The organism is Halomonas sp. PR-M31, from assembly GCF_001039575.1.
Lineage (GTDB): Bacteria > Pseudomonadota > Gammaproteobacteria > Pseudomonadales > Halomonadaceae > Modicisalibacter.
This window is the reverse complement of record NZ_JIBT01000083.1, coordinates 1-22,768: the sequence shown is the minus strand read 5'-3', so window position 1 is coordinate 22,768 and position 22,768 is coordinate 1. Positions and strand designations below refer to the sequence as shown.

The following is a 22,768-nucleotide window of genomic DNA, read 5'->3' as shown; positions in this document are numbered from 1 at the left end:
AGAGGTCAAGGCCGCCAGAGTCAGCATGATGAAGAAGGCAATTTCGAGCAGTGTGCCCAGAGGCATTTGCTGAAACGCCAGAGGCAGACTCATGAAGATCAGCCCCGGACCACTGTCCGGGTTCATGCCGCTGGCGAAGATGATCGGGAATATTGCCAGACCCGCCATCAATGCGACCAGGGTATCGAAGAATGCGACGCTGAAGGTGGTGCGGGCAATGGACTTGTCATCGGAGAGATAGGAGCCGTAGGTAAGGATCGCGCCGGATGCCAGGGACAGAGTAAAGAAAGCCTGGCCCATGGCAGCAAGCAATCCTTCACTGGAGAGCTTGCCGATCTCGAAGGCGAACAGGAAGTTCACCGCGTCACCAAAGCCGCCGGAAAACATGCCGTAGACGATCATGATGCCTAAAATGAGCACCATGCCCGGCATCATCCAGCGTACGCTTTTTTCGATACCCTCCTGAACGCCCTTGCCAACGATGAGCATGGTGGCCAGGGTTACTAGCGTGCTCCAGAATCCAAGATTCCAGGGATTGGCGTTATTGGCGGCAAAGATCTCGGCCATTTCCTCGACGCTCGAGCCAGCCAGGCCACCGCTAACGGCCTTCCATAGGTAAGAGACGGACCAGCCCGCCACCACCACATAAAAGGACAGGATCATGAAACCGCACAGCATCGCCATCCAGCCAAACAGCGACCAGACGGAACTGCGCCCCGATTCTTGCGCCAAGCGACGAATGGCATCGATGGGGCTGCCGCGTCCACGACGCCCGAAGCTGATTTCCGCCATCATGATGGGAATACCGATGGCCAGAATACAGACCAGGTAAACCAGTACGAAGGCCCCGCCACCGTACTCTCCGGTCATGTAAGGGAATTTCCAGATATTGCCCAGTCCGACGGCGGAGCCCGTCGCCGCGAGAATGAACCCCCAGCGGCCAACCCACAACGTCTTGGGTTTTTCTCTTGCTGTCATGAAGCACCTGAATGGAAAGATCGTTGCGCTTTGCTAGCCCTGTGCCGTAACCAGGTTACGGCTGCAGGATTGTAGCGTTAATTCACCCCGTATCGCGACCGCACCGCATTGATCCTGTGCCTAAATCGTCAACGTCACGAAAACTCTGCTAATACAGCGCTCTGTGCTAGGGTAAGCCCGGGTAACGAGCCCTTTCAGGATGTTATGGTGTTTTGAGCCATCGGGGAGAACGCGCATGTCACGTCAGTTCGCTATTCTGGGATTGGGATATTTCGGCGTCACCGTCGCTCAGGAATTGATACGCCAGAATGATGACGTGCTGGGCATCGATCGCAATCAGGACCGGGTCAATGCGCTTTCCAATCTGCTGACCCATGCGCTGGTTGCCGACATATCCGATGAACAGACGCTTTCCGAGCTGTCGTTGACGGATTACGATGCGGTCATCATTGATGTCGACGACAATCTTGAAGACAGCATGACCTGCACATTGCTGCTACGAGAACTCGGCGTACGCGAAATCTGGGTCAAGGCGCACTCGGATACTCATTATCGGCTGCTTCGGCATCTTGGCGCGCGCCATGTGGTCTATCCGGAATATGATACCGGGGTGCGGGTAGCGCAAAGTCTGCACTATCATGCGCTGGTCGACTTCATTGACATGGGCGATCATCAGTTCGTGGTTGAACTGCAAACCACGGAAAATTTGTGCAACTCCTGTGCCACGGTGGCCGAACTCGAGCTCGATAACGACAAGCTATCCCTCATCGCCATCAAACGCGGTCGTGACGTGCTGAAAGCACCGGACCCGGACACGCCTCTACAGGAAAAAGATAGTCTGATACTGATGGGCGATCTCGACGACTTGCGCAAACTGGGCAACAAACTTTGATCATTTCTATCCCGCAAGGACGCTGATCAGGATGAGGTTTCGCCGGCGCTTCTTCAAACCCCTGCGCTCAATGCCTCACGGCCGAGTCATTCAGCTGTCGCCTCCCGAACTTCTGCTCCTGGGCTTCGTATTTCTTAGCCTTCTTGGCACCCTGATATTGATGTTACCGATCTCGGCCCACTCCCCTTTGAGTTGGAACGAGGCCCTGTTTACCGCCACGTCCGCTGTCACGGTGACCGGGCTTACCGTGATCAGCACCTCGGAGTTGACTCTGTTCGGGCAAGTCATGTTGCTATGCATGTTTCAGCTGGGCGGGCTCGGTTTCATGACTTTTACCGCCATGACCTTAATGATCATGGGCATGCGCATTCCCCTCAATCACCAGAATTTGATCCGCGAGAATTTCAATCACACCTCGTTTCGTGATCTGACCCAACTTGTGCGTACTGTCGTCACCTTCACGTTACTGGTTCAAGGCTTTGGCATGGCGCTTTTAGCCAGTGCCTGGGTACCTGAACACGGGCTCTGGTGGGGGTTGTGGTTGAGTCTTTTTCACGCAATTTCAGGTTTCAATGGCGCGGGCTTCACCCTGTGGACCGATAGCCTTGTCACGCAGGTAGCGGATCCGATGGTCAATGCGGCCGTCATCATGCTGATTGTTGCCGGCGGCTTGGGGTTCGTGGTGGTTGCGGAAGTCCGAGACAGTTTTCGGGGCCATAAGTTATCGCTGCATTCTCGTATCATGCTCCATGCCACCTTCTGGCTGATCCTGATATCCACGATCGCCATTCTGCTATTGGAATGGGGCAACGAGGCGACCCTTGGCGGACTTGACGGCCTTGGCGTGCGCCTGCAGGCGGCACTTTTCCAGGCCGTTACTCCGCGCTCTGCCGGCCTTAACACCCTTGATACCGCCGCCCTACGTGAGCCGACCACCTTGCTGACCATACTGCTGATGTTCATTGGTGCCGGTCCTGGGTCTGCGGCAAGCGGCATCAAGATCACGACCTTCGTCGTGCTTATTTTGGTAGCTCGTTCTTTTGTGCGAGGCAGCTCGCAGCCGACAGCTTTTGGTCGTGCGATTCCCGACAGCACCGTGTTCAAGGCCATCGCCGTGGCACTGGGGGTACTGCTGCTTATCTTCACCTGTCTTTTCATTCTGACCATCAGCGAGCCAGGCAAGGACTTTCTTGACCTGACTTTCGAGGCGGTTTCCGCCTCCGGCGCCGTCGGACTTTCCCGGGGCATTACCGATGAACTCTCGCTACCTGGTCAGCTCACGGTGATCGTCGCCATGCTGCTTGGGCGGGCAGGACCGATTTCACTTGGCTATTTTCTCGCCATGAGACGCCCCCACGGGATTAAGTATGCCGAGGGGCAGGTACATATTGGCTAGTCATTGAAAGTACTCTATACAACCTGGTTCAAAACGCCTCAAGACCTTATCAGCAGCCCCGCCGCCACAGCGATCAAAATGATAGCGATCAGCATGTCGATGACACGCCATACTTTGGGGTTTGCCAGTCGCGGTGCAAGCCAGCCAGCGGCGGCTACCAGTCCGAAGAACCAGCCGAAGGAAGCAATGGCCGCCCCCAGGTAGAACCCTAGTGGACTTGCCTGGGTTGAACCGATCGCCCCCAGCATGATCAAGGTGTCCAGATAGACTTGGGGATTGAGCAGCGTGACCGCCAAGGATGCCAGGATCACTCGATACCGAGAGCCTTGAACAGCACGCCCTGCTGCAAGCCCTGAACAGCGATAGGCACGGCGCATTGCCAACCACGCCTGCCACAGCAAAAATGCCGCACCGCCCAGCCGCGCAATCAGCATCAACCCTTCCTGACTGGCGATCAATTGTCCCAACCCGAGTACACCAAGACCAATCAGCAACCAGTCGCACAGTGCACATATGGCCGCAACGATCCAGGGATACTCCCGGCGAAGCCCCTGTCCTAGCACGAAGGCATTCTGAGCACCTATTGCAATGATCAACCCGGCACCGGTTACCACTCCATTAAGAGCAGAGATCAGCATGTTGCCCTCGTTTGTATATGATTGTGATCTCATGACAGGGTAAAGTCGGATTGTCGATAAGTTGAATTAATTTAAATGCTGAGCGGTTAGCAAAACTGATGCTTGACTACAAGCTTTTACAGGCACTGTCTGCCGTCGTTGATCAGTCTGGATTCGAGCGCGGCGCTCGATATCTGGGTTTGACTCAGTCGGCAGTCTCCCAGCGCATCAAATTGCTGGAAGCCCGGCTCGGACAACCGGTCCTGATACGCACGCCCAAGCTTGCCCCGACGCCTCTCGGCCAGCGTCTACTCAATCATGTTCAACAGGTATCGTTGTTGGAGCATGATCTGCTCGAGCAAATCCCGGCCCTGGGTGAGCGAGAACAACGTATGCGCCTGGCCATCAACGCCGATAGTCTGGCGACCTGGTGGGCGCCAGTTACAGGCGACTTCTGCCGGCGTGAAGGGGTCCTGTTCGACCTGATCGTCGAGGATCAGGATGTAGTACTCAAACGCATGCGCGATGGAGAAGTGGCAGGCTGCGTCTGTGCCTCATCACGCCCCGTTCAGGGTGCACGCTCACAGCCTCTTGGCAGCATGCGTTACCGCGCCCTGGCAAGCCCGGATTACATAGCGCGGCACTTTCCGGCAGGCGTGACGATCAACGCTTTGAGTCGAGCGCCCGTCATCGTTTTCGGTCCAGATGATCGATTGCAACATCGCTACCTGGCCCTGCACGGCTATCTCAATCCTTTTCCACATCATCTTTGCCCCTCATCGGAAGGATTCTTGCATCTTGCCTTGGCTGGCATGGGCTATGGCCTGATTCCCGAACAGCAAGTAACACGAGAACTCGCTGAAGGTACGCTGATGGATCTTGATGCGGATAGCTTCATTGATGTACCACTTTATTGGCATTACTGGCGCAGCGGCGGTAGAACGCTCACCGCCTTGACGGATCATCTCGTCGCGACTTGTCCGCATTGGCTGACACCCATGACGGATGCAGTTGAAAATGAGGCCATTTTGAGACCGGCACGTTAAGTTAAATTGATTTAAATCAATTGCTCGGCTTCTAACAGATGAAGATCCAGTGGTAATTTTTCCTCGACCGGTAATCTTTTGCATTCTGCGCTAAGCTAACTTAATACAGCATCAAGCCATGGGATTGACTAGCCAAGGGCAAACGCAATCATGATGTTGTGCAGAGGCAAGGAAGCCTTGCCCGATACCCGTATCTTATTGAAAATATACATGATCCGGAGCTCGGTATGACCATCAACACGCAAATCGGCCCTGTCGCATTGCCTGACAGTCGTGCCCGTCGCCACGTCGAACGCTTGCTCGCAGGAGCCGACATCACCATCAATGGTGGAAGACCCTGGGACATTCAGGTGCTACAGCCGGATTTCTTCTCTCGCATCTTGCGCCAAGGCAGTCTCGGTCTTGGCGAATCCTATATGGAAAGCTGGTGGGAATGTGAGCGTATCGACGAAATGGCGGATCGTCTTTTACGTTACGGCCTGGGCAAGCGTGCCCATACCTTGGCAGAGAAATGCCTCTATCGCCTGCAAACAGGGCTTATCAACCTGCAAAGCAAGACTCGTGCCTATATGGTAGGCGAAGCCCACTACGATCTTGGCAACGATCTTTTCGAGCGCATGCTAGATCCCACCATGTGCTACTCCTGCGGCTATTGGAAAGAGGCCAGGACACTGCATGAGGCCCAAGTAGCCAAGCTCGACCTCGCCGCTCGCAAGCTGAAGATCGAGCCGGGCATGAAGGTACTGGACATCGGCTGCGGCTGGGGCAGCTTCGCCGAGCACGCAGCACGTCACTATGGCGCCGAGGTTACAGGCATTACTATTTCCAAGGAACAAGCAGCCTTGGGGCGGGAGCGCTGTGCAGGGCTACCGGTCGAGATTCTGCTCGAAGACTATCGCGATCTGCAGGGTCGTTTTGATCGCATCGTTTCCATTGGCATGTTTGAGCATGTAGGCCACCGTAATTACGCTACCTATTTCGATACTGTCGCGAACCTGCTGGAAGAAGATGGATATTTCGTGCTGCACAGCATCGGCTCCAACAGTTCGAGCATTTCCATCGATCCTTGGATCAACAAGTACATCTTTCCCAATGGCATTCTTCCCTCACCAACGCATATCACTGACACCACCGAGGGGCGACTGTTGATCGAGGACTGGCAGAACTTCGGCGCGGACTACGACCGTACCTTGATGTCCTGGCTTGCCAATTTCGATGCCTGTTGGCACGAGATTGCTGCCAACTACAACGAGAAGACTCGACGCATGTTCCGCTATTACCTGAGCATGTGTGCGGGTGCCTTTCGTGCACGGGATATTCAGCTTTGGCAGGTGGTGTTCTCCAAGTGGCGTAGCGGACGTTACGATGCCCCGCGGTGATCCGGCTGCGCGACGCGCGTCTGGTTGCCGCCAAGAAGCAATCTAGGTGCGCCCTCTGCTTTCGCCGTCGGTAATTCCACCGGCGATCAGGTGAGCCGTGCGCAACGGTTCGGGAATCACCCCGTTGATCGCCGTGGCGCGTATCACCGCGCTGGCCTCTTCGCGATCGAGCCCTCTACGTTGAACATAGATGCCAGCCAGGGGTTCCATGGGTCCGAGACGCTCGATCAACCTCCACTTGCGTGCACCGGCGGGCACATGCTCAAGCAACGCTTTGCGTATGGCTTCTCGCCGCGGTGCGTATCTAGCGATTACCAATACCGGTATGCCCAACGTCTCGTGCAGTTTTTCAACATCGACAACATTGAAGCCCGCCAAGGCAATGCCCTGTAGCATCACGAGCTGAAGATGGCCGGCAAACTTGGAGTCTCGCACCAGGCGGATCAGCTCTCGGGTGCTGTTAACCCCGTCGCGACGCACCTTGCCCGAGACCACGCCCTCCAGGCGCCTGCCGGAATAGATCGCGCCGATGAAAGACACATCACCTCGATGATCTCGAGAAAAGGGGCAATCGTCGAAACCGACAATGTGTGAAAACCTGGTGCCACGTAGCTCAGACGTCATCGGCTCAAGAATGCTCCCCTGTTCTTTTCATGATTTCGGCGACTGTTTTGAGATCGTGTCGCAGCCATTGATCTCGAGGAACCGTTCACGCCCCTCGACCCCGATGATCGGCTGATCGGTGAAGAAGCCGTTGACGCCGAGGCCGAGCAGTTGCATCACTTCGCCAGTGAGAGATTGGGGAATGCCGCTGGGGTGCAGGGTCAGGAATTCTTCCTCGGCGCGCAGCGTATAGGGATGAACGAGCAGGCCTGCGTCGATGGCGCGGGACAGGTAAGGATGCACCTCGCCGGTCAGACGCGTGGCAATCTCTGCTTTGCCGTTCCCGTCGGCATCGACCGGCTCGTCGAGGGTCTCGCGCAACAGAAAGCTGTCCTTCCAGGGGCCAATGCCCTCGGCATAGTCCCGTGCGATATAGCTTAGTACTGCTTCCGTGACCAGATCACCATATCCGATTTTGGCAGTAATGCCCGAGCCGCTATTGCCAACGCGATTGGCAAGCTCGCCGTAGATGGCCTCGACGTCACCGTTTTTCGCGTTATAGACCATGTCGTAAGGGGCCGAAAAGTTGCTTTCCGGCGGCTGATAGGCGTTGGTGATATCGCCCAAGAGCTGCACCAGTGGAAGATCCACGTCGAAGCGCGGCATGATCTCGTTCTGAAGCTCGAGCAGGTTCTCGACCTCGAAGGACTGGATGAACACTCGATCGGGGTCAGCGAACTCCTGCTCCACCAGGGTCTCGATAAGCATCTCACCGAGGGACATGTCGATGCGGCCGCCGCCGAGGAACTCGCCCTCCCTGGCGAAATAGGTCGGGTGCTTGGTTTCCGGGTAGATGCCTATTTTGCGCTTGGTGCGCTTTTCCAAGTCACGTACCAAGGTAATAACTTCCTTGAGGGTTGGAATCTCGAACTGGCCATCGAACTGGGTGTTGTCCGGCCGTGTTTCGGGGATGCGCTCCTCGGCGCGCAGGGTCTTGATCTCCTCGAGGGTGAAGTCCTCGCTGAACCAGCCGTCCGTCGGCACGCCGTCGATGACTTTGGTCGTCTCGCGGTCGGCGAACTCGGGGCGTTCGTCCACGTCCGTGGTACCGCTCAGTTCGTTCTCGTGACGCGTTATGAGCACGCCGTCCTTGGTCGCCACCAGGTCCGGCTCGATGAAATCCGCACCCTGCTCAACGGCGAGTTCGTAGGCTTTGAGGGTATGCTCCGGACGAAATCCGCTGGCCCCACGGTGGCCGATGACGATGGGCTTTTTAGCACCACCAAGGCAGGTTTGAGCTTGCACATGCTCGTTGGCAGAGGCCGGGGCTGGCATGAGACTCAGTGCTAGAACGGGAATCGAGCCTGATAAAAACCCAGCTACGACAGTTATGGATCCCATGGCGACACGCTCCTGTTGGTCCTTATTGGTTGTAATCCATCAACTAAACAAACATAGATGATGGAATAGGATCACACCGCCCTTGCATGACGAAATCGTTTAGCCTGGGCGCTTTCCAGGACGCTTGAGAACAGATCAAAACCTCAAGACGAGACATTCACGATTGGCAGTTGATCGAGCGCGGTGGCATCATGCAATTGAAACGTGTTTTCACGTTCTACAACTTCCAGCAGGCCCTCGCCTTTACCAACCAGGTGGGTGACATAGCCGAGAAAGCCGGCCGCTCTCCGGCTCTAATCACCGAATGGGCAAGGTCACCGATACCCGGCGGTCTTGCGCCACGAAGGGTTTGCACAAGAACGACTTCATTCTGGCCGGTAGAATCGACGAGGTAGCACAGTCCAATGTTCGAGCAGATTGAGCGGGTGCCCGGGGATGCCATCCTTGGATTAATCGAGGCTTTCAAGAAGGACAGCAACCCTCAGAAGGTCGATCTTGGTGTCGGCGTATATCGCGACGCCGAGGGCAATACTCCCATCATGCGGGCGGTCAAGGAAGCGGAAGCGCTGCTGCTGAAGAAGGAAACCACCAAGAGCTACATCGGCTCTCACGGCGATCCTCAGTATGGCGATGTCACCCTGCCCCTTGTACTGGGGGCGGACTCACCGGTCATTGCCGAAAAGCGTGCCAGTGCAACTCAGTCACCGGGCGGTACCGGGGCGCTGCGTTTGGCTGCGGATTTCATCAAAGCTCAGCTTCCGGGCAAGGATGTATGGGTTTCCGATCCGACCTGGCCCAACCATCTCGGTATATTTCCTGCCGCCGGCCTTACACTGCACAAGTACCCTTATGTCGATGCCGAGAATCGTCTCGATTTCGATGGCATGCTGAACGCATTGAAGCAGATTCCTCAAGGCGATGTGGTGTTGTTGCATGCCTGCTGCCACAACCCGACCGGCTTCGACCTCAACCAGGACCAATGGCGACAGGTACTCGAGGTGGTTCAGGAACGTGGCCTGCTGCCTCTGATCGATTTTGCCTATCAGGGTTTCGGTGATGGACTGGAAGAAGATGCCTTTGGTGCCCGACTAATGGCAGAAAATCTCGACGAGGCACTGATCACCAGCTCCTACTCAAAGAATTTCGGTATCTACCGAGAGCGCACCGGCTGCTTTATCGCCGTGGCCAAGAATACCGAGCAAATGGAGAACGTGCGCTCGCAAATGGCGATCGTTGCCAGAGAGAACTATTCCAACCCCCCGGCCCACGGTAGCGCCATCGTTTGTGAGATTCTGGCATCTGCGGAGTTGGCGGCAGTATGGCGCGACGAATTGACCGAAATGCGTGACCGGATCAATGGCCTGCGTCGTGACTTCGTCGAGGCACTCAAGCCCTATGGGCTGGATAGAACTTTTGCACACGTGGCCGAGCAGCGTGGCATGTTCTCCTATACGGGTCTCACAGCGAATCAAGTCGACCGACTTCGCGATGAGTATGGTATCTACATGGTGCGCTCAGGCCGGGCCAATGTGGCCGGATTGTCAAGCGAAAACCTGCCCTATGTGACCGAGGCGATTGCCGCTGTCTCAAAGTAATCGTTCTCATGACACGTCTACACTTTGAGCCTTGAAACCAGCAACGCGGGATCTTAACTGACTCCCGGGCGTTGCTGTTCTTGCTGTCTTATCTTGCCGTGGCGAATGCGGTCGCACTACTTCTTAAAATGATTGATATACCATGGCATGGCTTGGTGAATACCCTCAACCACAGTATGGGTCGGCGCATATCCGAGCTTGCTGGCACCCTTGCTAATATCGGCTTGAGAATGACGCACATCTCCTGGTCGAAAATCTCGGTAGGCAGGTGATTTTTCGTAGTTAACGCCTTGCTCCGCCAATGCGTCTCTTAGGTAGGAAAACAGCTCGTTGAGCGACGTCCTTCCATTCACTGCAACGTTGAACACTTCGCTATCGATCTCATCGCTCGCCATGGCTGCCAGCAGGTTGGCTTGTACAGCGTTGTCGATAAAACAGAAATCACGGCTTGTTTCACCGTCGCCATTTACTAGCACCGGCTCACCACTGAGCATCGCAGCGGTCCATTTGGGAATGACTGCCGCGTATGCGCCTTCTGGGTCCTGGCGTGGGCCAAAGACATTGAAATAACGCAATCCGATCGTTTTGACGCCATAGCAGCGTGAGAAGACATCTGCATATAACTCATTGACATACTTTGTCACTGCGTAGGGTGATAACGGATTACCGATCGTGTCTTCTACCTTCGGTAGTGCAGGGTGATCGCCATAGGTCGAGCTCGAAGCGGCATAAACGAAGCGTTTGATACCAGCCTCCTTCGCGGCGACCAGCATATTGAGAAAACCATCGATGTTAGCGGCGTTGGTGGCTAGTGGATCGTTCAATGAGCGCGGTACCGAGCCTAAAGCTGCCTGATGCAGAACATAATCCACACCCTCCATAGCACGTTTGCAGTCCTCGAGTTTTCGAATGTCAGCCTCGTGAAAGGTGAAGCGTGCCCACTGCTCGGCGCTTACCAAGCCATGCACCTCATCGAGGTTACGCTGATGACCGGTAGCGAAATTGTCCAACCCCACCACAATCTGATCCAGCTTGAGTAACTGCTCAAGTAGATTCGATCCTATAAATCCTGCTACTCCACTTATCAGCCAAGTGTTTGAATTTTTTGTCATATCTTTTTTTACTTGTCCAAAAATAGCCATGTGTGCATGTCCTTGAATTTTGAAGTCACAAAATTTTCATCACTACTTTCACAGGTTGATTCAGAAAATCCCACGTAACAGAATTGATCAGCTAAACAAGTCATCCAATAAAACTAAAAAATTAATACAAATTTTTTTAAGTAATTTTTTAAGTACTACTAAACTAATTATTCATACGGTTTTTGCTATTAGCAAAATGATCTTGGGTCCGGCGATGTAGACGCCTATCATAGACACATGGTTAACAAAAGTATACCTTTTGAAACACGCGGCGATTTAGCCCATACATTATCAGCTATTCGAGAAGTGCCAAGTGCATAAACAGTGTGGCAAAAATATGTAAACCAAAATTTCCTCTTTATAAAGAATATTTCCATCAATGATACTGTCATCATTGAACAAGATCTTGCGACGACGATGAACGTTTTAGGTGAATCCTTGGATACGAGAATAGCTTAACCGCCATATTGTTATTTAGATTAGCAAATATTGATTTTATTAGAGTTTCTTATGGTCAATGTGAAAGCACGTCAAAAGCAAATTCATTAAATTGCCATCAAGCGATGACCGAAAAACTCATCCCAAGAAAGGCTAAAAAATTAAAACGTCATTAGTAGGAAACCAAAATTAAAAATATTAAGAAAACAATACTTTCTACTATTTTATGCAGGTTAAATAAGCATTTATAAGGGAATACCACGCATGCTTTCATTTTTTAAGCAAATTTTTAGGCTACCGCGCATATATAAACGTATTATTCAAGTGCTAGTTGATACGATGTTGCTAATGCTTAGCTTCGTACTTGCAATGCTTCTTCGACTGGATAGTTGGGCTCCCATTTACGAACAGCGTACTTGGCTAATGCTGGCAGCGCTAATACCTTTGAGTTTGCTCATATTCATTCGATTAGGTTTTTACCGCGCAGTCGTACGCTACATGAGCCAAAAAGCATTGCACGCGATACTGCTAGGCGTCGTTGGATCAGCCATTGCCATGGCAGTCATCAGTTATTTATTGAACCTGCCAATACCGCGTTCGGTACCTGTTATATATGCCATGCTTGCTTTATTAACCATTGGTGGCATTCGCGTTTTTTTGCGCTCTCTTTATCAACGAAGCTTGGTGCGCCACAAGACCTGCGTTGCAATCTATGGTGCGGGCGCTGCGGGTTCTCAATTGGTTGCCTCCCTTCGCCATGGCCAGGAATACGTGCCAATGTGTTTCATCGATGATTGGCGTGGCATGCGTGGCACTCTCGTCGAAGGACTTAAGGTCTATTCACCCAATGAGCTTCCACGTCTTATCAAACAATATGGCGTGAAGCGTATATTGCTGGCCATCCCTAGTGCTTCACTTGGTCGGCGTAGAGAAATATTGAAAATGCTGGAACCTAGCGCAGTTCCAGTACAAACCGTACCCAGCATGGCGGATGTGATTGCCGGGCACGCACGTATAAACGAGATTCGTGATGTCACTATAGAAGATCTACTCGGTCGAGATCCGGTACCTCCCAATCAATCTCTTCTAGATGCAAATATCCGGGACAAGGTGGTAATGATCACAGGTGCAGGCGGCTCTATCGGTTCTGAACTGTGTCGCCAGGTACTCCAGCAATCCCCACGGCAACTCATCCTGTTCGAAGTCTGCGAGTATTCACTTTATCAAATAGAAAAGGAGTTACTGCAATTTTCCAAGGCGGCAGGTTTGACGATTCCTATAAAGGCGCTACTCGGATCGGTGCAGAAGCGCCAGCGGCTCGAAGGAGTAATGCGTGCCTTCAACGTACAGACCATATATCACGCGGCCGCCTATAAGCACGTACCTTTGGTTGAACACAACGCTATCGAAGGTATTCGTAACAACGTATTTGGTACATTAGAAACTGCAAAAGCAGCAATGGCTAGCGGCGTGGAAACCTTTGTACTTGTGTCCACCGACAAAGCTGTCCGTCCCACTAATGTAATGGGAACTACCAAGCGTCTTGCCGAACTCATTTGCCAGGCGTTCGCTCGAGAACAGAGTGCAACCCGCTTCTGCATGGTCCGCTTTGGCAATGTGCTTGGGTCATCCGGCTCAGTTGTACCGCTTTTCCGTAAGCAAATCAGAGAAGGGGGTCCGATCACGATAACCCACCCTGATATCACCCGTTATTTCATGACTATCCCCGAAGCAGCACAGTTGGTAATTCAGGCTGGGGCCATGGGTCATGGTGGTGACGTCTTTGTTCTCAACATGGGTGATCCCGTTAGGATCAGTGATCTGGCCATGCATATGGTGCGCTTGTCTGGCCTCGAAGTGATGGACGCCAACTCTCCTCACGGTGATATCGAACTCATCTATACAGGGCTCCGTCCGGGCGAAAAGCTCTTCGAAGAGTTACTTATTGGTGATGAGGTCATTGAAACTGCACATCCGAGAATCATGACGGCCAAAGAAAATTACTGGGTGTGGCATAGATTGGAAAAATATCTTCAACGGCTACACGAAGCCGCAGTAGAAGTTCGACATGATGATATTCGTGAACTGTTGCTAGAAGCACCAGCAGCATATCACCCGCAAGGCCAAATTGCTGATCTGGTCTGGATCGAGGAAAGTTCCAGTGCTTCTGCTGCTCCAGAAGTCACTACCTTAGAGACGAAAAGCCAGACTAGAACAAGAGCCGGTTTAATCGAGCTAGAACAAACGTTCTCCCCTTCAACTAATTGGACCATCGAGGCAAGACAGCGTTAGGTCTTTTAATTTACACATATGCTGGATAATAAAATGAAAAGCGTAATGAATTTGGATAGAACACGTCTCGGTATTATTGGACTTGGCTATGTTGGATTGCCGCTTGCCGTCGAATTTGGCAAGAAGCTTCCCACCATAGGTTTTGATACCAACAAGCAACGTATTGAACAGCTAAATACTGGCATTGATCTAACGCGTGAAGTAGAATCGGAGTTATTGTCCGAAGCAACTCATTTATCATTCACGACTGATCTTGATGCGCTTCGCGATTGTAATGTATATATTGTTACGGTTCCTACCCCTATTGATGAGCAACATTGTCCGGACCTCACGCCTTTACTCAAAGCGAGTGAAACACTTGGCAAAGTCATTGCTCAAGGCGATATCGTCATTTATGAATCCACTGTCTATCCGGGCGCTACTGAAGAAGACTGTATTCCAGTAATCGAACGAGTATCGGGTTTAACTTATAATACGGATTTTTTTGCCGGCTATAGTCCAGAAAGAATAAATCCAGGTGACAAAGAGCATCGAGTCACTAACATTAAAAAAGTAACGTCAGGCTCGACTCCTGAGATAGCAGAATTTGTGGATAGGCTTTACTCGAAAGTTATTACCGCTGGTACTTTCCAAGCAAGCTCTATTCGTGTAGCTGAAGCCGCCAAGGTTATTGAAAATACTCAAAGAGATGTCAATATAGCGCTAATTAATGAATTAGCGATAATATTTAATCGCCTGAACATCGATACAGAAGAAGTACTTGAAGCCGCAGGTACAAAATGGAACTTTCTACCTTTTCGACCGGGGCTAGTAGGTGGGCACTGTATTGGAGTAGACCCTTATTATTTAACCCATAAGGCTCAGCAAGCAGGCTATCATCCGGAAGTAATTCTTTCAGGTCGGCGCATTAACGATGGCATGGGTGCTTACGTAGCAGGTCAGCTCATCAAGCAAATGATTAAACAACGTATACATGTGCAAGGTGCACGCGTACTAATCCTTGGATTGACTTTCAAAGAGAACTGTCCAGATCTGCGCAACACCCGTGTAGTTGATATTATAAAAGAACTTGAAGACTACAGTATTACAATGGATGTTTACGATCCATTGGCGAGCAAAGACGAAGCAGTACAAGAATACGGCATTCGTCCTGTTGATAAACCAGGAAAAGGCTCTTACGATGCTATAATTTTAGCAGTTGGACATCGTGAATTTTGTGACTTAGGTGCCCAACAATTAAGAGCATGGGGCAAACCGATCCATGTTTTATACGATTTGAAATACGCCCTTCCGCGAGGCGAAGCTGATTTGCGTTTGTAAGTAACTTTGAGAACAAGCCAAACAAAAAATCCGGATCACTCTCAAGAATGATCCGGATCGTTTTTTACGAAAACATTAAAAAAGTGGAGTAGTTCGTTCACTCAATAACGGCCATTTAGCATCCTTCTTAGAAAGAACCGTCACGGCAACTGGCCATTCAATATTGAGTTCTTCGTCACAATACCGTAAACCATCTTCTGACTCAGGATGATATGATGCTGATACTAAGTAGCTAACTTCAGTGTTGTCAGTTAATGTCAAAAAAGAATGAGCAAAACCAGGGGGAACATACAGTTGATGAAAATTACTATCGTTTAGTTCAAACAACTGATGCTTTAAATACGTAGAAGAATCTTTCCTAATATCAACAATTACGTCTACTATAGCACCTTTTAAACATCGTACTAATTTAGCCTCGGCATGAGGCTGTCGCTGATAATGTAATCCACGCAAAGTGCCGCACTGTGCTGAGAAAGAAACATTCTGCTGTTCAAAATTGTAAATGAGGCCATTCTTAGAAAATTCGTCCTTGCACATAGTACGTGCAAAATATCCACGCTCATCACCTCTAAGCTCTAGCTCGATAAGCCAAGCATCATTTAATTCAGTGCGATTAAATTTCATTCTTCACCTCACTATACGGCAATATGATTTTTACTGATGCGTAAATAAATTTTCTTGTTCTCTATACAACCGATCGACTAAACGACCTTTCGGGAAAATTACATCGTCAAATGTTAATGGCATATCTTTTTCAATTGAACGTGCTAATGTGCAACCGATAGCCAGACCAATAGGAAGCAAATTTTCTCGACGAATGACATTCATGTTTTCAGCAACACCGTAAACTTCAAATCCACCGAATTCTCGAACCTCTTCCCCTTCAGCTAGTTGCTTTTTAGCAACAGCAATTACACCAACCTTAGGGCCCCCAGCTGGTGCAAGAACTGAATCGTTGAAAATTACGGCGCGAGCAACCGAGGTGGGAACTTCAAAGTGACATAGATGATAAGGAGTATAAAAACAATAATATGGCCCTTTGCCCAATTTGTAGAGCTCGAGGTAATGTTGTTGCCGAGGATGTTCGTGTTTTCCTAATACAAATACTCCTGGACCTGGGCGAGCTCCAACAACATAATCCACTATTCCCGGATCAGCCGAATCAAGATAAGGTTCGAAAGCTGAAATAGTCTGTTCGATAGGTACTTGAGGTGCCGAAGGATCTCCTCCTGAAAAGTCAGGGCCAAGCATACCTCTCTGTGCAACCTTCATTCCAGTACCATTGGCGACAATAGCTTGTTCGAAAGAAATCTTAGTTCCGTCTGCGAAAGAAGCAACCATTGCAGGCTTTTGACCCCAGCGTTTGGCAAAACTTTCTTGCGTAGCAGGATTTCGATAGGGATCGTGCAGCCCTTTAATGTTTCCGCAAAGAACCGGGGTCACTCCTAACCCCCGAACGAACCTATAGAGATTCATCTGTACACCCGGCTGGTCACCATCAGAGAAGCTATAGATTACTCCTGCTTGATCAGCTCTTACCTTGAGAATCGGACCAATGGTACCGTCAAGTTCGGCATTCATTTGAATAACATGTTTACCATTTTCGATTGCTGTAAGAACGGCTTGGGCGGCATGCTCTATAGAACCGGTTACCTCAATTATTGCATCTAATCCATCAGCAGAAGCTAAAGCAATAGCATCTTCTGTGACAGCTGGACGCCCTGCCAAAATCGCCGCTTCCAGCTCCAATCCAGTGCTACAGCGAACTGGTTCAATACCAACTTGACTGTAAACACTAATAGCAGAATCTAAGTTTCGATTGGCAACAGCGCATAAACGCATTCCAGGCGTTGCTGTCAATATCTGCAATCCGATACCACTGCCCTGAAATCCTGCCCCTATTAGACCAACACGTATAGGATTGTTATTAGTTTCTCTTTTAACTAGTTCGTTATCAATAATAATCATTGTCATCTCGCGAGCCAGTCCGCTGTAAGCAGATGGGACTAGCAATCATCCCATTCTCGCGACCTCCTTAAAAGTGCATGTATGATTAATGGCGTAAAATTTCATAAATATAATAGAGTTATTTTATGATTTTTTGACGTAACCAAGATAATGCTTGATTTTAACGTTCCCAGAGTTTCCAAGGGGGGTTATCTGACCATGCAGCTTCAAGCACCATTTTATCACGAAGGGAATCCATGCTTTGCCAGTAACCTTGATGATGATAATATCCAAGCTTGTTAAGATCGATCATTCGCTCCATAGGTTCGTTCTCCCATGTAGTCTTCTCGTCATCAATTAAGTCTAAAACCTCTGGCTCACAAACGAAAAAACCGCCATTGATCAAACCACCATCTACAGCACCCTTTTCTCGAAAAGCCATGACTTTGTTAGCATCTTCATTCAGCCGTAATGCACCATACCGTCCTGGTTGAGTAACGGCAGTGAGAGTACACCAATTGTTAGATGCTCGATGTGTAGCTACTAAAGCATTGATATCTACGTTGCTAACACCATCGCCATATGTCAGAAAAAAAGGTCCATCAGACAAAATTGATGTGGCCTTCTTGATTCGCCCTCCGGTTAAGGAATTAATTCCTGTGTCAAGAACAGTTACTGTCCAATCTTCGTTGGTACCTTGAAGCCATTCAATCTTTCCAGTCTTAAGATCTATAGTATAATCTGTTTGCTTTCCTCGATAATTAAGAAAGTAATTCCGAATATAGTCAACTTTATAACCACCTAATATAACAAATTCCTTAAAACCATAATAAGCATATAGTTTCATAATATGCCAAAGAATTGGGCGACCTCCAACTTCAACCATCGGTTTTGGACGGATAGAAGTTTCCTCACTTAGTCGCGTACCGTAACCACCAGCTAAAATTACGACTTTCATATATTCATCCTTGTTGTTTATAGATAAAATTAGAAAAAATAGTTTAATATTAAATAAACTAATCCATTTAAAGTTTTATTTCGACCATTCTAGTGATTCCGACAAATCTCCGGAATCAATGTGGGACTGAAGCACACGTAAACGCATTAGCGGCGAAGTACGAAATTCGACATCCGAAAATTGCATGCGTCGTAGCCCTTTTATCAAACCATCTATGGAATCTAATAACGACATTTGGGGTTGATGATTTGGAGCTAGCTTAGCAAAAAGGTCAAAATCGACTTGATAGGAGCGACTGTCCACAGCAGCATCAGTATTAATACTAATCGTTGTACCTGGTACTGCATCAGCTACGGCAGATGCTAGATCACGCACTTGATGGTTACGTTCATTGGATCCGGTATTAATATTGAGAATTCTTCCGCCATTATTTGCTTTACGCTGTACTGCCCAATCGATCGCTCTTGCCATATCGGCTACATCGATTAAGGGTCTCCAAGGCGTTCCGTCACTTAGTACTGTTATTTTTCTTTGGCTTAGTGCACATGCAACAAAATCATTGAGAACCAAATCCAGTCGTAAGCGATCTGACATACCACAAGCTGTTGCAAAACGTAAGCTGGTGATCACCATCTCACCATCAATATCTGTCAATGAATTTTCTGAGCCTATCTTGGATTTTGCATAATCCGTCACTGGCGCCACTGGATCGTTTTCTTTCCTAGGAGCACCACTAGCAACACCGTAAACACTACAGCTGGAAGCAAAAACAAAATTTTTGACTCCTGCTTTGGCTGCATACTTAGCAAGTAAAACAGTTGCGTCTTGATTTATCTCTTTTGTAACTTTTGCGAATCGGCTACCCATTGGATCGTTGGAAACAGCAGCCAGCTGTACTACCGCACTATAGCCTTCAAGCATATCCTCAGATATATTGCGGACATCTCCAAAAAACTGTTTTTCGAGATATCGTTCTGGTAAGCACTTAGAACCTGTCAAACAATGAGCGAAATAAGCATTATCGTATCCATGGAGAACTGCGTTAGGATGCTGATATGCAAGTTCGCGAACAACCGTTGGTCCTATATAACCCATATTGCCAATTATAAGTATTTTCATAAGAAATCCCTTTTAAAAATTATAAATTAAAATTTTAAAATACTTCTAAAATTTACCATAATTAATATTATTATTAGTTAAACTCACCAATTACTATTGACGCTAAGAAAGTCTTCGATTTCTTCTTGTTTTTTTCTTAGCCATCCTGATTTTTTTATCTCTGAGAAGATATGATTAATTAATATATTAGCACCATACCGACTAAGATGATTACTATCATAATAGAGAAGCCTTCCTCCTATTTGTGTTATACAGCGATCTGGCAATCGAGTATTACAAAACAAAAATTCGGGTCTTATCTTTATTAAATTTTTATGATTTTCTATCAAATCGAGTTGTTCGTATGAAGACTTAGTACGTTTTCTGAAAACATCGTAACTGATAGAAAGAGTTTCATTCCGTTCAATACCATACAATTTTTCTTTGGCTAACAAAGATGGCACATCCCATCCAGCCTCAGGAACTGGGTATATAAGTACGACTTTTACACCATTGTCGATAAGAGTATTCACTGTCTCTTTAATTAGCTTTCCTACGGCTTCGATTCTATCTTTATCGTGGATATTTTGTTTACTTTTTATATTTTCAATTGGTACTGCATAAATTTTATGCTTTTCTTCGACTCCTCCTTCTAGGTTATCAAAAGATTTACCTTCTAACTGTAAAGGATAGCGACCTAGCATAAAAACTATTTCTATATTTTTGTCGTTAACAATTGAATTCAATACTTCATTATTAAACTTTCCACAAGCAGGCCGATCACTACGGCTATAGCCAGCTATTGGCAGACAATTTGTGTAAACAAATTGTTTTACCCCCATGTTCAACTCTTCGAATTTTTTAGCAACTGGCCCTACTAAAGGCGTGGCCTGACTATCACCCCATACTACTACTTTCTTAGAGTAATCTTCATTATATTCGCAACTGTCTTTAATAGATATTGTATGACTAGGAGTTGATTGACATCCTTCCGACTGTAGATGACGATCATTCCGGACATTCGCAATCCGCGCAACTTCTTCATCCAACCGATTGGGAATTCCTTTAGAATATATACCATATGCCCCGAAACTTAGCATTAGAATGGATATAGCGAATGCTCCCGAAAAAATTTGGGAACGAGTAAACCTTTTTTTGTTACGAAAAGGTTGCTCAATGAATTTCCAGGAAAAGTAAGCCAAAATTAAGGAAAGTAAGCTCAAAAGTAGAAAGTCAAAATGAGTCAAACTCTCTAGGCTTCTTTCTCTAGCAAAGACGAATACGGGTTGATGCCATAAATAGGCGCTGTAACTAATAAGACCTATTCCTACGATAGGTTTAAGACTAAGAAGCTTTCCTACTGTATTGTCTACTCTGGCAAATAATATTACTAAAGAAGCACCTAGAACAGGGAAAATAGCCCAAAGGCTAGGAAAAGGTGTATCTTCATCGAAAGCTACAATTGAATAAAAAATAAGTCCTAATCCGAAAAAGGCACCTAAGTTGCAAAAAAATTTAGGAAAATTCAATTCTTTTTTATAACAATAAATTGCTATAATTGCACCAGCCATTAATTCCCAAACACGTGATGGCAATAGATAAAAGTTATAAGAAGTGTATCTCGTAGATGCCCATTCGGCTATAGTTAGACTAATTACAAATACTACAAAAACAAAAAACAGCAAATAGCGCCTTTTTAAAGTACCAAGCACCATCATCACGAGTGGAAAAAACAAATAAAACTGCTCTTCAACAGCCAAGCTCCATGTATGCAGAAATGGCTTCATCTCTGCTGCACCAGCAAAATACCCCATGTCAGTAGCGAAATATATATTGGAAATAAATAAGTTTACAGCTATTAAACTTCTACTAAGCTCTTCAAATTCTTTAGGTAGCATCCATATCCAGGCTAAAAGTATGGATATTAAACTTACGAAAAAAAGCGCTGGAAGAATTCTTCGAGCTCGTCTTTCGTAAAATTTAATAATCGAAAAGCTGTTATTCTGGATTTCGTTGTAAATAATATTAGTGATTAGATAACCACTAACTACAAAGAAAATATCGACACCAACATAACCACCGCTCACAAATTCAAAGCCAGCATGGAACAAAATTACCGGGATTACAGCAATCGCTCGTAAACCGTCTACTTCGGGCCTATACTCCATACCCATATACTTCTCCTTTGACTTGACGATCTCCATGATCAAGTATTGCACCCAAATTAAGGGTTAATACTAAGACACCAGTATACCTTGTTAATTGCGCATAAATGCAGACTATCAATAACTACTGTTTACCATGGTAGCGATGTGATTAGCCTGTATATTTTAATTTTGATTGCCATTACCAATAAGCTCTACACATTTATGCTGCATTGAATTTTGATTGCTAATTTCTTTTTTTTCAGTGTTAGTTTCAAATGAGCGAATACTTACACCAAGATTGTCTATTGATGCATCTGCTAATTCTGTCTGTGGCGAGAAAAAGATTCCTCCTATTAATCCTCGTAAAACGATTGTTGCTTTGCTGATTTCTTTCCGTATGAGTAATTTAAAAAACAGCCTTACAACACTGTAAATGTCTGAAATTAATTGACGGTGATGCAAGCTATATTTACGTGAAATGAAAATTTTATTTCGCATAAAGTACTTATGATATTTCATACGCCCTAGATTTTTCTCAGAAAGTATACTAATAGGTCCGTCTTCCTGCCGAAGATGTAGAACTTTACTATTACCGACTAGAAAACCTGGGCTATTACGTGTAACCCTTAATGTGTACTCTGAATCTTCTCCCCATATGAACATTGACGCTATAGGTAACCCATGTTCAGTCAAAGTTGCACGTGGTAAAAGGATTGAAACAAATGTTGCTCGCCAAATTGGCACCATGCCAAATTCAATCATCTCAGGCCATTCCAAATAGCCAATGTTATTCTTTTTTGAACTTAAACCAGGAGTATTGGTTACATAACCATTTTCTGTAAATGCAGACGACAACAAGTAAGAGTAATTAACTTTTTTTATATTTAATTTTTTTTCTGCATCTAACAGGTTTTGTAACGCATTGGGTTCGGGAATAACATCGTCGTCCATGATCCATATGAAATCAGCACCATTTTCGTACGCAAGACGAAATCCAGCATTGAACCCACCTGAAGCTCCAATATTATGTGATAATACGTATACTTTAAGATTGGGGTACTTGGTTTCAGTTAAAAATTTCTCAGTCTCATCTTTACTAGCATTATCAATAACAAGAATGCTATTACAAGAGTATGTCTGTGAGTAGACAGCTTTTAAGCAGCGTTCAAGTAAGTCTTTTCTGTTATAGGTTAATATAACTGCAACTATTTTAGGCATCATAAGTTCCCTTTAATAATAAAAGTGTTGAACCATTATTATTATTCTAGCTTGATATTACAAACTGCGACTATTTTCTCTTTTATGGTATTATTATTTTCCGTTATCAAAATTTACATTGTTAAAATAAATCGAAGCTATTAAGTATAATTAATTTTTAGGATGTTATATCAACTAATAGCTTCCTTAACTAAGATTTTAGGCAGCACATAAAATTAACTGCGTATATTTTATAAATATATCAACGTAAAAAAGCTAACCAGCTTTTCTATTTTCAGGATATGACTTTAAATTTTCATAC

Annotated in this window: 19 protein-coding genes; 8 read left to right on the top strand and 11 right to left on the bottom strand. The window is 47.3% G+C overall.

What is annotated here, in order from left to right; genetic code table 11:
• Positions 1 to 978: sodium-dependent transporter (locus tag CH74_RS17310; RefSeq protein ID WP_048308793.1), on the bottom strand; the 978-nt coding region annotated here is incomplete at its 3' end.
• 235 nt (positions 979 to 1,213) lie between these two features.
• Between CH74_RS17310 and CH74_RS17305 the strand changes: the two genes are divergently transcribed.
• Positions 1,214 to 1,870 carry a TrkA family potassium uptake protein gene (locus CH74_RS17305; RefSeq protein WP_048308787.1) on the top strand — a complete coding sequence of 219 codons (657 nt, stop codon included), beginning with the start codon at positions 1,214 to 1,216 and terminating at the stop codon, positions 1,868 to 1,870.
• Between the two features lie 31 nt (positions 1,871 to 1,901).
• On the top strand, positions 1,902 to 3,266 hold the full coding sequence (locus tag CH74_RS17300; protein ID WP_053070819.1) for a TrkH family potassium uptake protein: 1,365 nt from the start codon (positions 1,902 to 1,904) through the stop codon (positions 3,264 to 3,266).
• A 38-nt stretch (positions 3,267 to 3,304) separates the two neighbouring features.
• Here CH74_RS17300 and CH74_RS17295 read toward each other — a convergent pair whose 3' ends face one another.
• Positions 3,305 to 3,904, bottom strand: a complete 600-nt coding sequence (locus CH74_RS17295) for a LysE/ArgO family amino acid transporter (RefSeq protein ID WP_048308785.1) — start codon at positions 3,902 to 3,904, stop codon at positions 3,305 to 3,307.
• Positions 3,905 to 4,002: 98 nt separating this feature from the next.
• On the opposite strand from CH74_RS17295, the gene CH74_RS17290 reads away from it, so the two are divergent.
• Positions 4,003 to 4,929: a LysR family transcriptional regulator ArgP gene (locus CH74_RS17290; protein WP_048308784.1), complete on the top strand. Its 927-nt coding sequence runs from the start codon at positions 4,003 to 4,005 to the stop codon at positions 4,927 to 4,929.
• 227 nt (positions 4,930 to 5,156) lie between these two features.
• Positions 5,157 to 6,308 (top strand): cyclopropane fatty acyl phospholipid synthase, encoded by a 1,152-nt coding sequence (cfa, locus tag CH74_RS17285; RefSeq protein ID WP_048308783.1) that lies wholly within the window; start codon positions 5,157 to 5,159, stop codon positions 6,306 to 6,308.
• Between the two features lie 42 nt (positions 6,309 to 6,350).
• Here cfa and CH74_RS17280 read toward each other — a convergent pair whose 3' ends face one another.
• Positions 6,351 to 6,932 (bottom strand): DUF99 family protein, encoded by a 582-nt coding sequence (locus CH74_RS17280; protein ID WP_082140488.1) that lies wholly within the window; start codon positions 6,930 to 6,932, stop codon positions 6,351 to 6,353.
• 27 nt (positions 6,933 to 6,959) lie between these two features.
• Positions 6,960 to 8,312 carry a glycerophosphodiester phosphodiesterase family protein gene (locus CH74_RS17275; RefSeq protein WP_082140487.1) on the bottom strand — a complete coding sequence of 451 codons (1,353 nt, stop codon included), beginning with the start codon at positions 8,310 to 8,312 and terminating at the stop codon, positions 6,960 to 6,962.
• Between the two features lie 191 nt (positions 8,313 to 8,503).
• Between CH74_RS17275 and CH74_RS20150 the strand changes: the two genes are divergently transcribed.
• Both CH74_RS20150 and CH74_RS17270 read left to right on the top strand, forming a co-directional pair.
• Entirely contained in the window at positions 8,504 to 8,707 is a 204-nt protein-coding gene (locus CH74_RS20150; RefSeq protein ID WP_367379136.1) for a 4a-hydroxytetrahydrobiopterin dehydratase, read from the top strand.
• A gap of 9 nt (positions 8,708 to 8,716) precedes the next feature.
• Positions 8,717 to 9,907 carry an amino acid aminotransferase gene (locus CH74_RS17270; RefSeq protein WP_048308782.1) on the top strand — a complete coding sequence of 397 codons (1,191 nt, stop codon included), beginning with the start codon at positions 8,717 to 8,719 and terminating at the stop codon, positions 9,905 to 9,907.
• A 116-nt stretch (positions 9,908 to 10,023) separates the two neighbouring features.
• Here the strand turns inward: CH74_RS17270 and CH74_RS17265 are convergent, their stop codons facing one another.
• Positions 10,024 to 11,049 (bottom strand): SDR family oxidoreductase, encoded by a 1,026-nt coding sequence (locus tag CH74_RS17265; RefSeq protein WP_048308781.1) that lies wholly within the window; start codon positions 11,047 to 11,049, stop codon positions 10,024 to 10,026.
• 702 nt (positions 11,050 to 11,751) lie between these two features.
• On the opposite strand from CH74_RS17265, the gene CH74_RS17260 reads away from it, so the two are divergent.
• Positions 11,752 to 13,779 (top strand): nucleoside-diphosphate sugar epimerase/dehydratase, encoded by a 2,028-nt coding sequence (locus tag CH74_RS17260; RefSeq protein WP_082140486.1) that lies wholly within the window; start codon positions 11,752 to 11,754, stop codon positions 13,777 to 13,779.
• 33 nt (positions 13,780 to 13,812) lie between these two features.
• Positions 13,813 to 15,099, top strand: a complete 1,287-nt coding sequence (tviB, locus tag CH74_RS17255; RefSeq protein WP_253273112.1) for a Vi polysaccharide biosynthesis UDP-N-acetylglucosamine C-6 dehydrogenase TviB — start codon at positions 13,813 to 13,815, stop codon at positions 15,097 to 15,099.
• A 75-nt stretch (positions 15,100 to 15,174) separates the two neighbouring features.
• Here the strand turns inward: tviB and rfbC are convergent, their stop codons facing one another.
• The 6 genes from rfbC to CH74_RS18485 form a co-directional block, all read right to left on the bottom strand.
• Positions 15,175 to 15,723, bottom strand: a complete 549-nt coding sequence (gene rfbC / locus CH74_RS18505; protein WP_082140485.1) for a dTDP-4-dehydrorhamnose 3,5-epimerase — start codon at positions 15,721 to 15,723, stop codon at positions 15,175 to 15,177.
• A gap of 30 nt (positions 15,724 to 15,753) precedes the next feature.
• A complete protein-coding gene (locus CH74_RS18500) occupies positions 15,754 to 17,067 on the bottom strand; it encodes an NAD(P)H-dependent oxidoreductase (protein WP_082140490.1) in 1,314 nt (437 codons plus the stop codon).
• 160 nt (positions 17,068 to 17,227) lie between these two features.
• The gene (gene rfbF / locus CH74_RS17250) at positions 17,228 to 18,004 is read right to left on the bottom strand and encodes a glucose-1-phosphate cytidylyltransferase (protein WP_048308780.1); all 777 of its coding nucleotides are present in this window, start codon (positions 18,002 to 18,004) and stop codon (positions 17,228 to 17,230) included.
• A 75-nt stretch (positions 18,005 to 18,079) separates the two neighbouring features.
• Positions 18,080 to 19,123, bottom strand: coding sequence for an NAD(P)-dependent oxidoreductase (locus CH74_RS18495; protein ID WP_082140484.1), 1,044 nt, complete (start codon positions 19,121 to 19,123; stop codon positions 18,080 to 18,082).
• Positions 19,124 to 19,206: 83 nt separating this feature from the next.
• Positions 19,207 to 21,276: an acyltransferase family protein gene (locus CH74_RS18490; RefSeq protein ID WP_172656360.1), complete on the bottom strand. Its 2,070-nt coding sequence runs from the start codon at positions 21,274 to 21,276 to the stop codon at positions 19,207 to 19,209.
• A gap of 156 nt (positions 21,277 to 21,432) precedes the next feature.
• The gene (locus tag CH74_RS18485; RefSeq protein ID WP_253273111.1) at positions 21,433 to 22,467 is read right to left on the bottom strand and encodes a glycosyltransferase family 2 protein; all 1,035 of its coding nucleotides are present in this window, start codon (positions 22,465 to 22,467) and stop codon (positions 21,433 to 21,435) included.
• Positions 22,468 to 22,768: the final 301 nt, after the last annotated feature.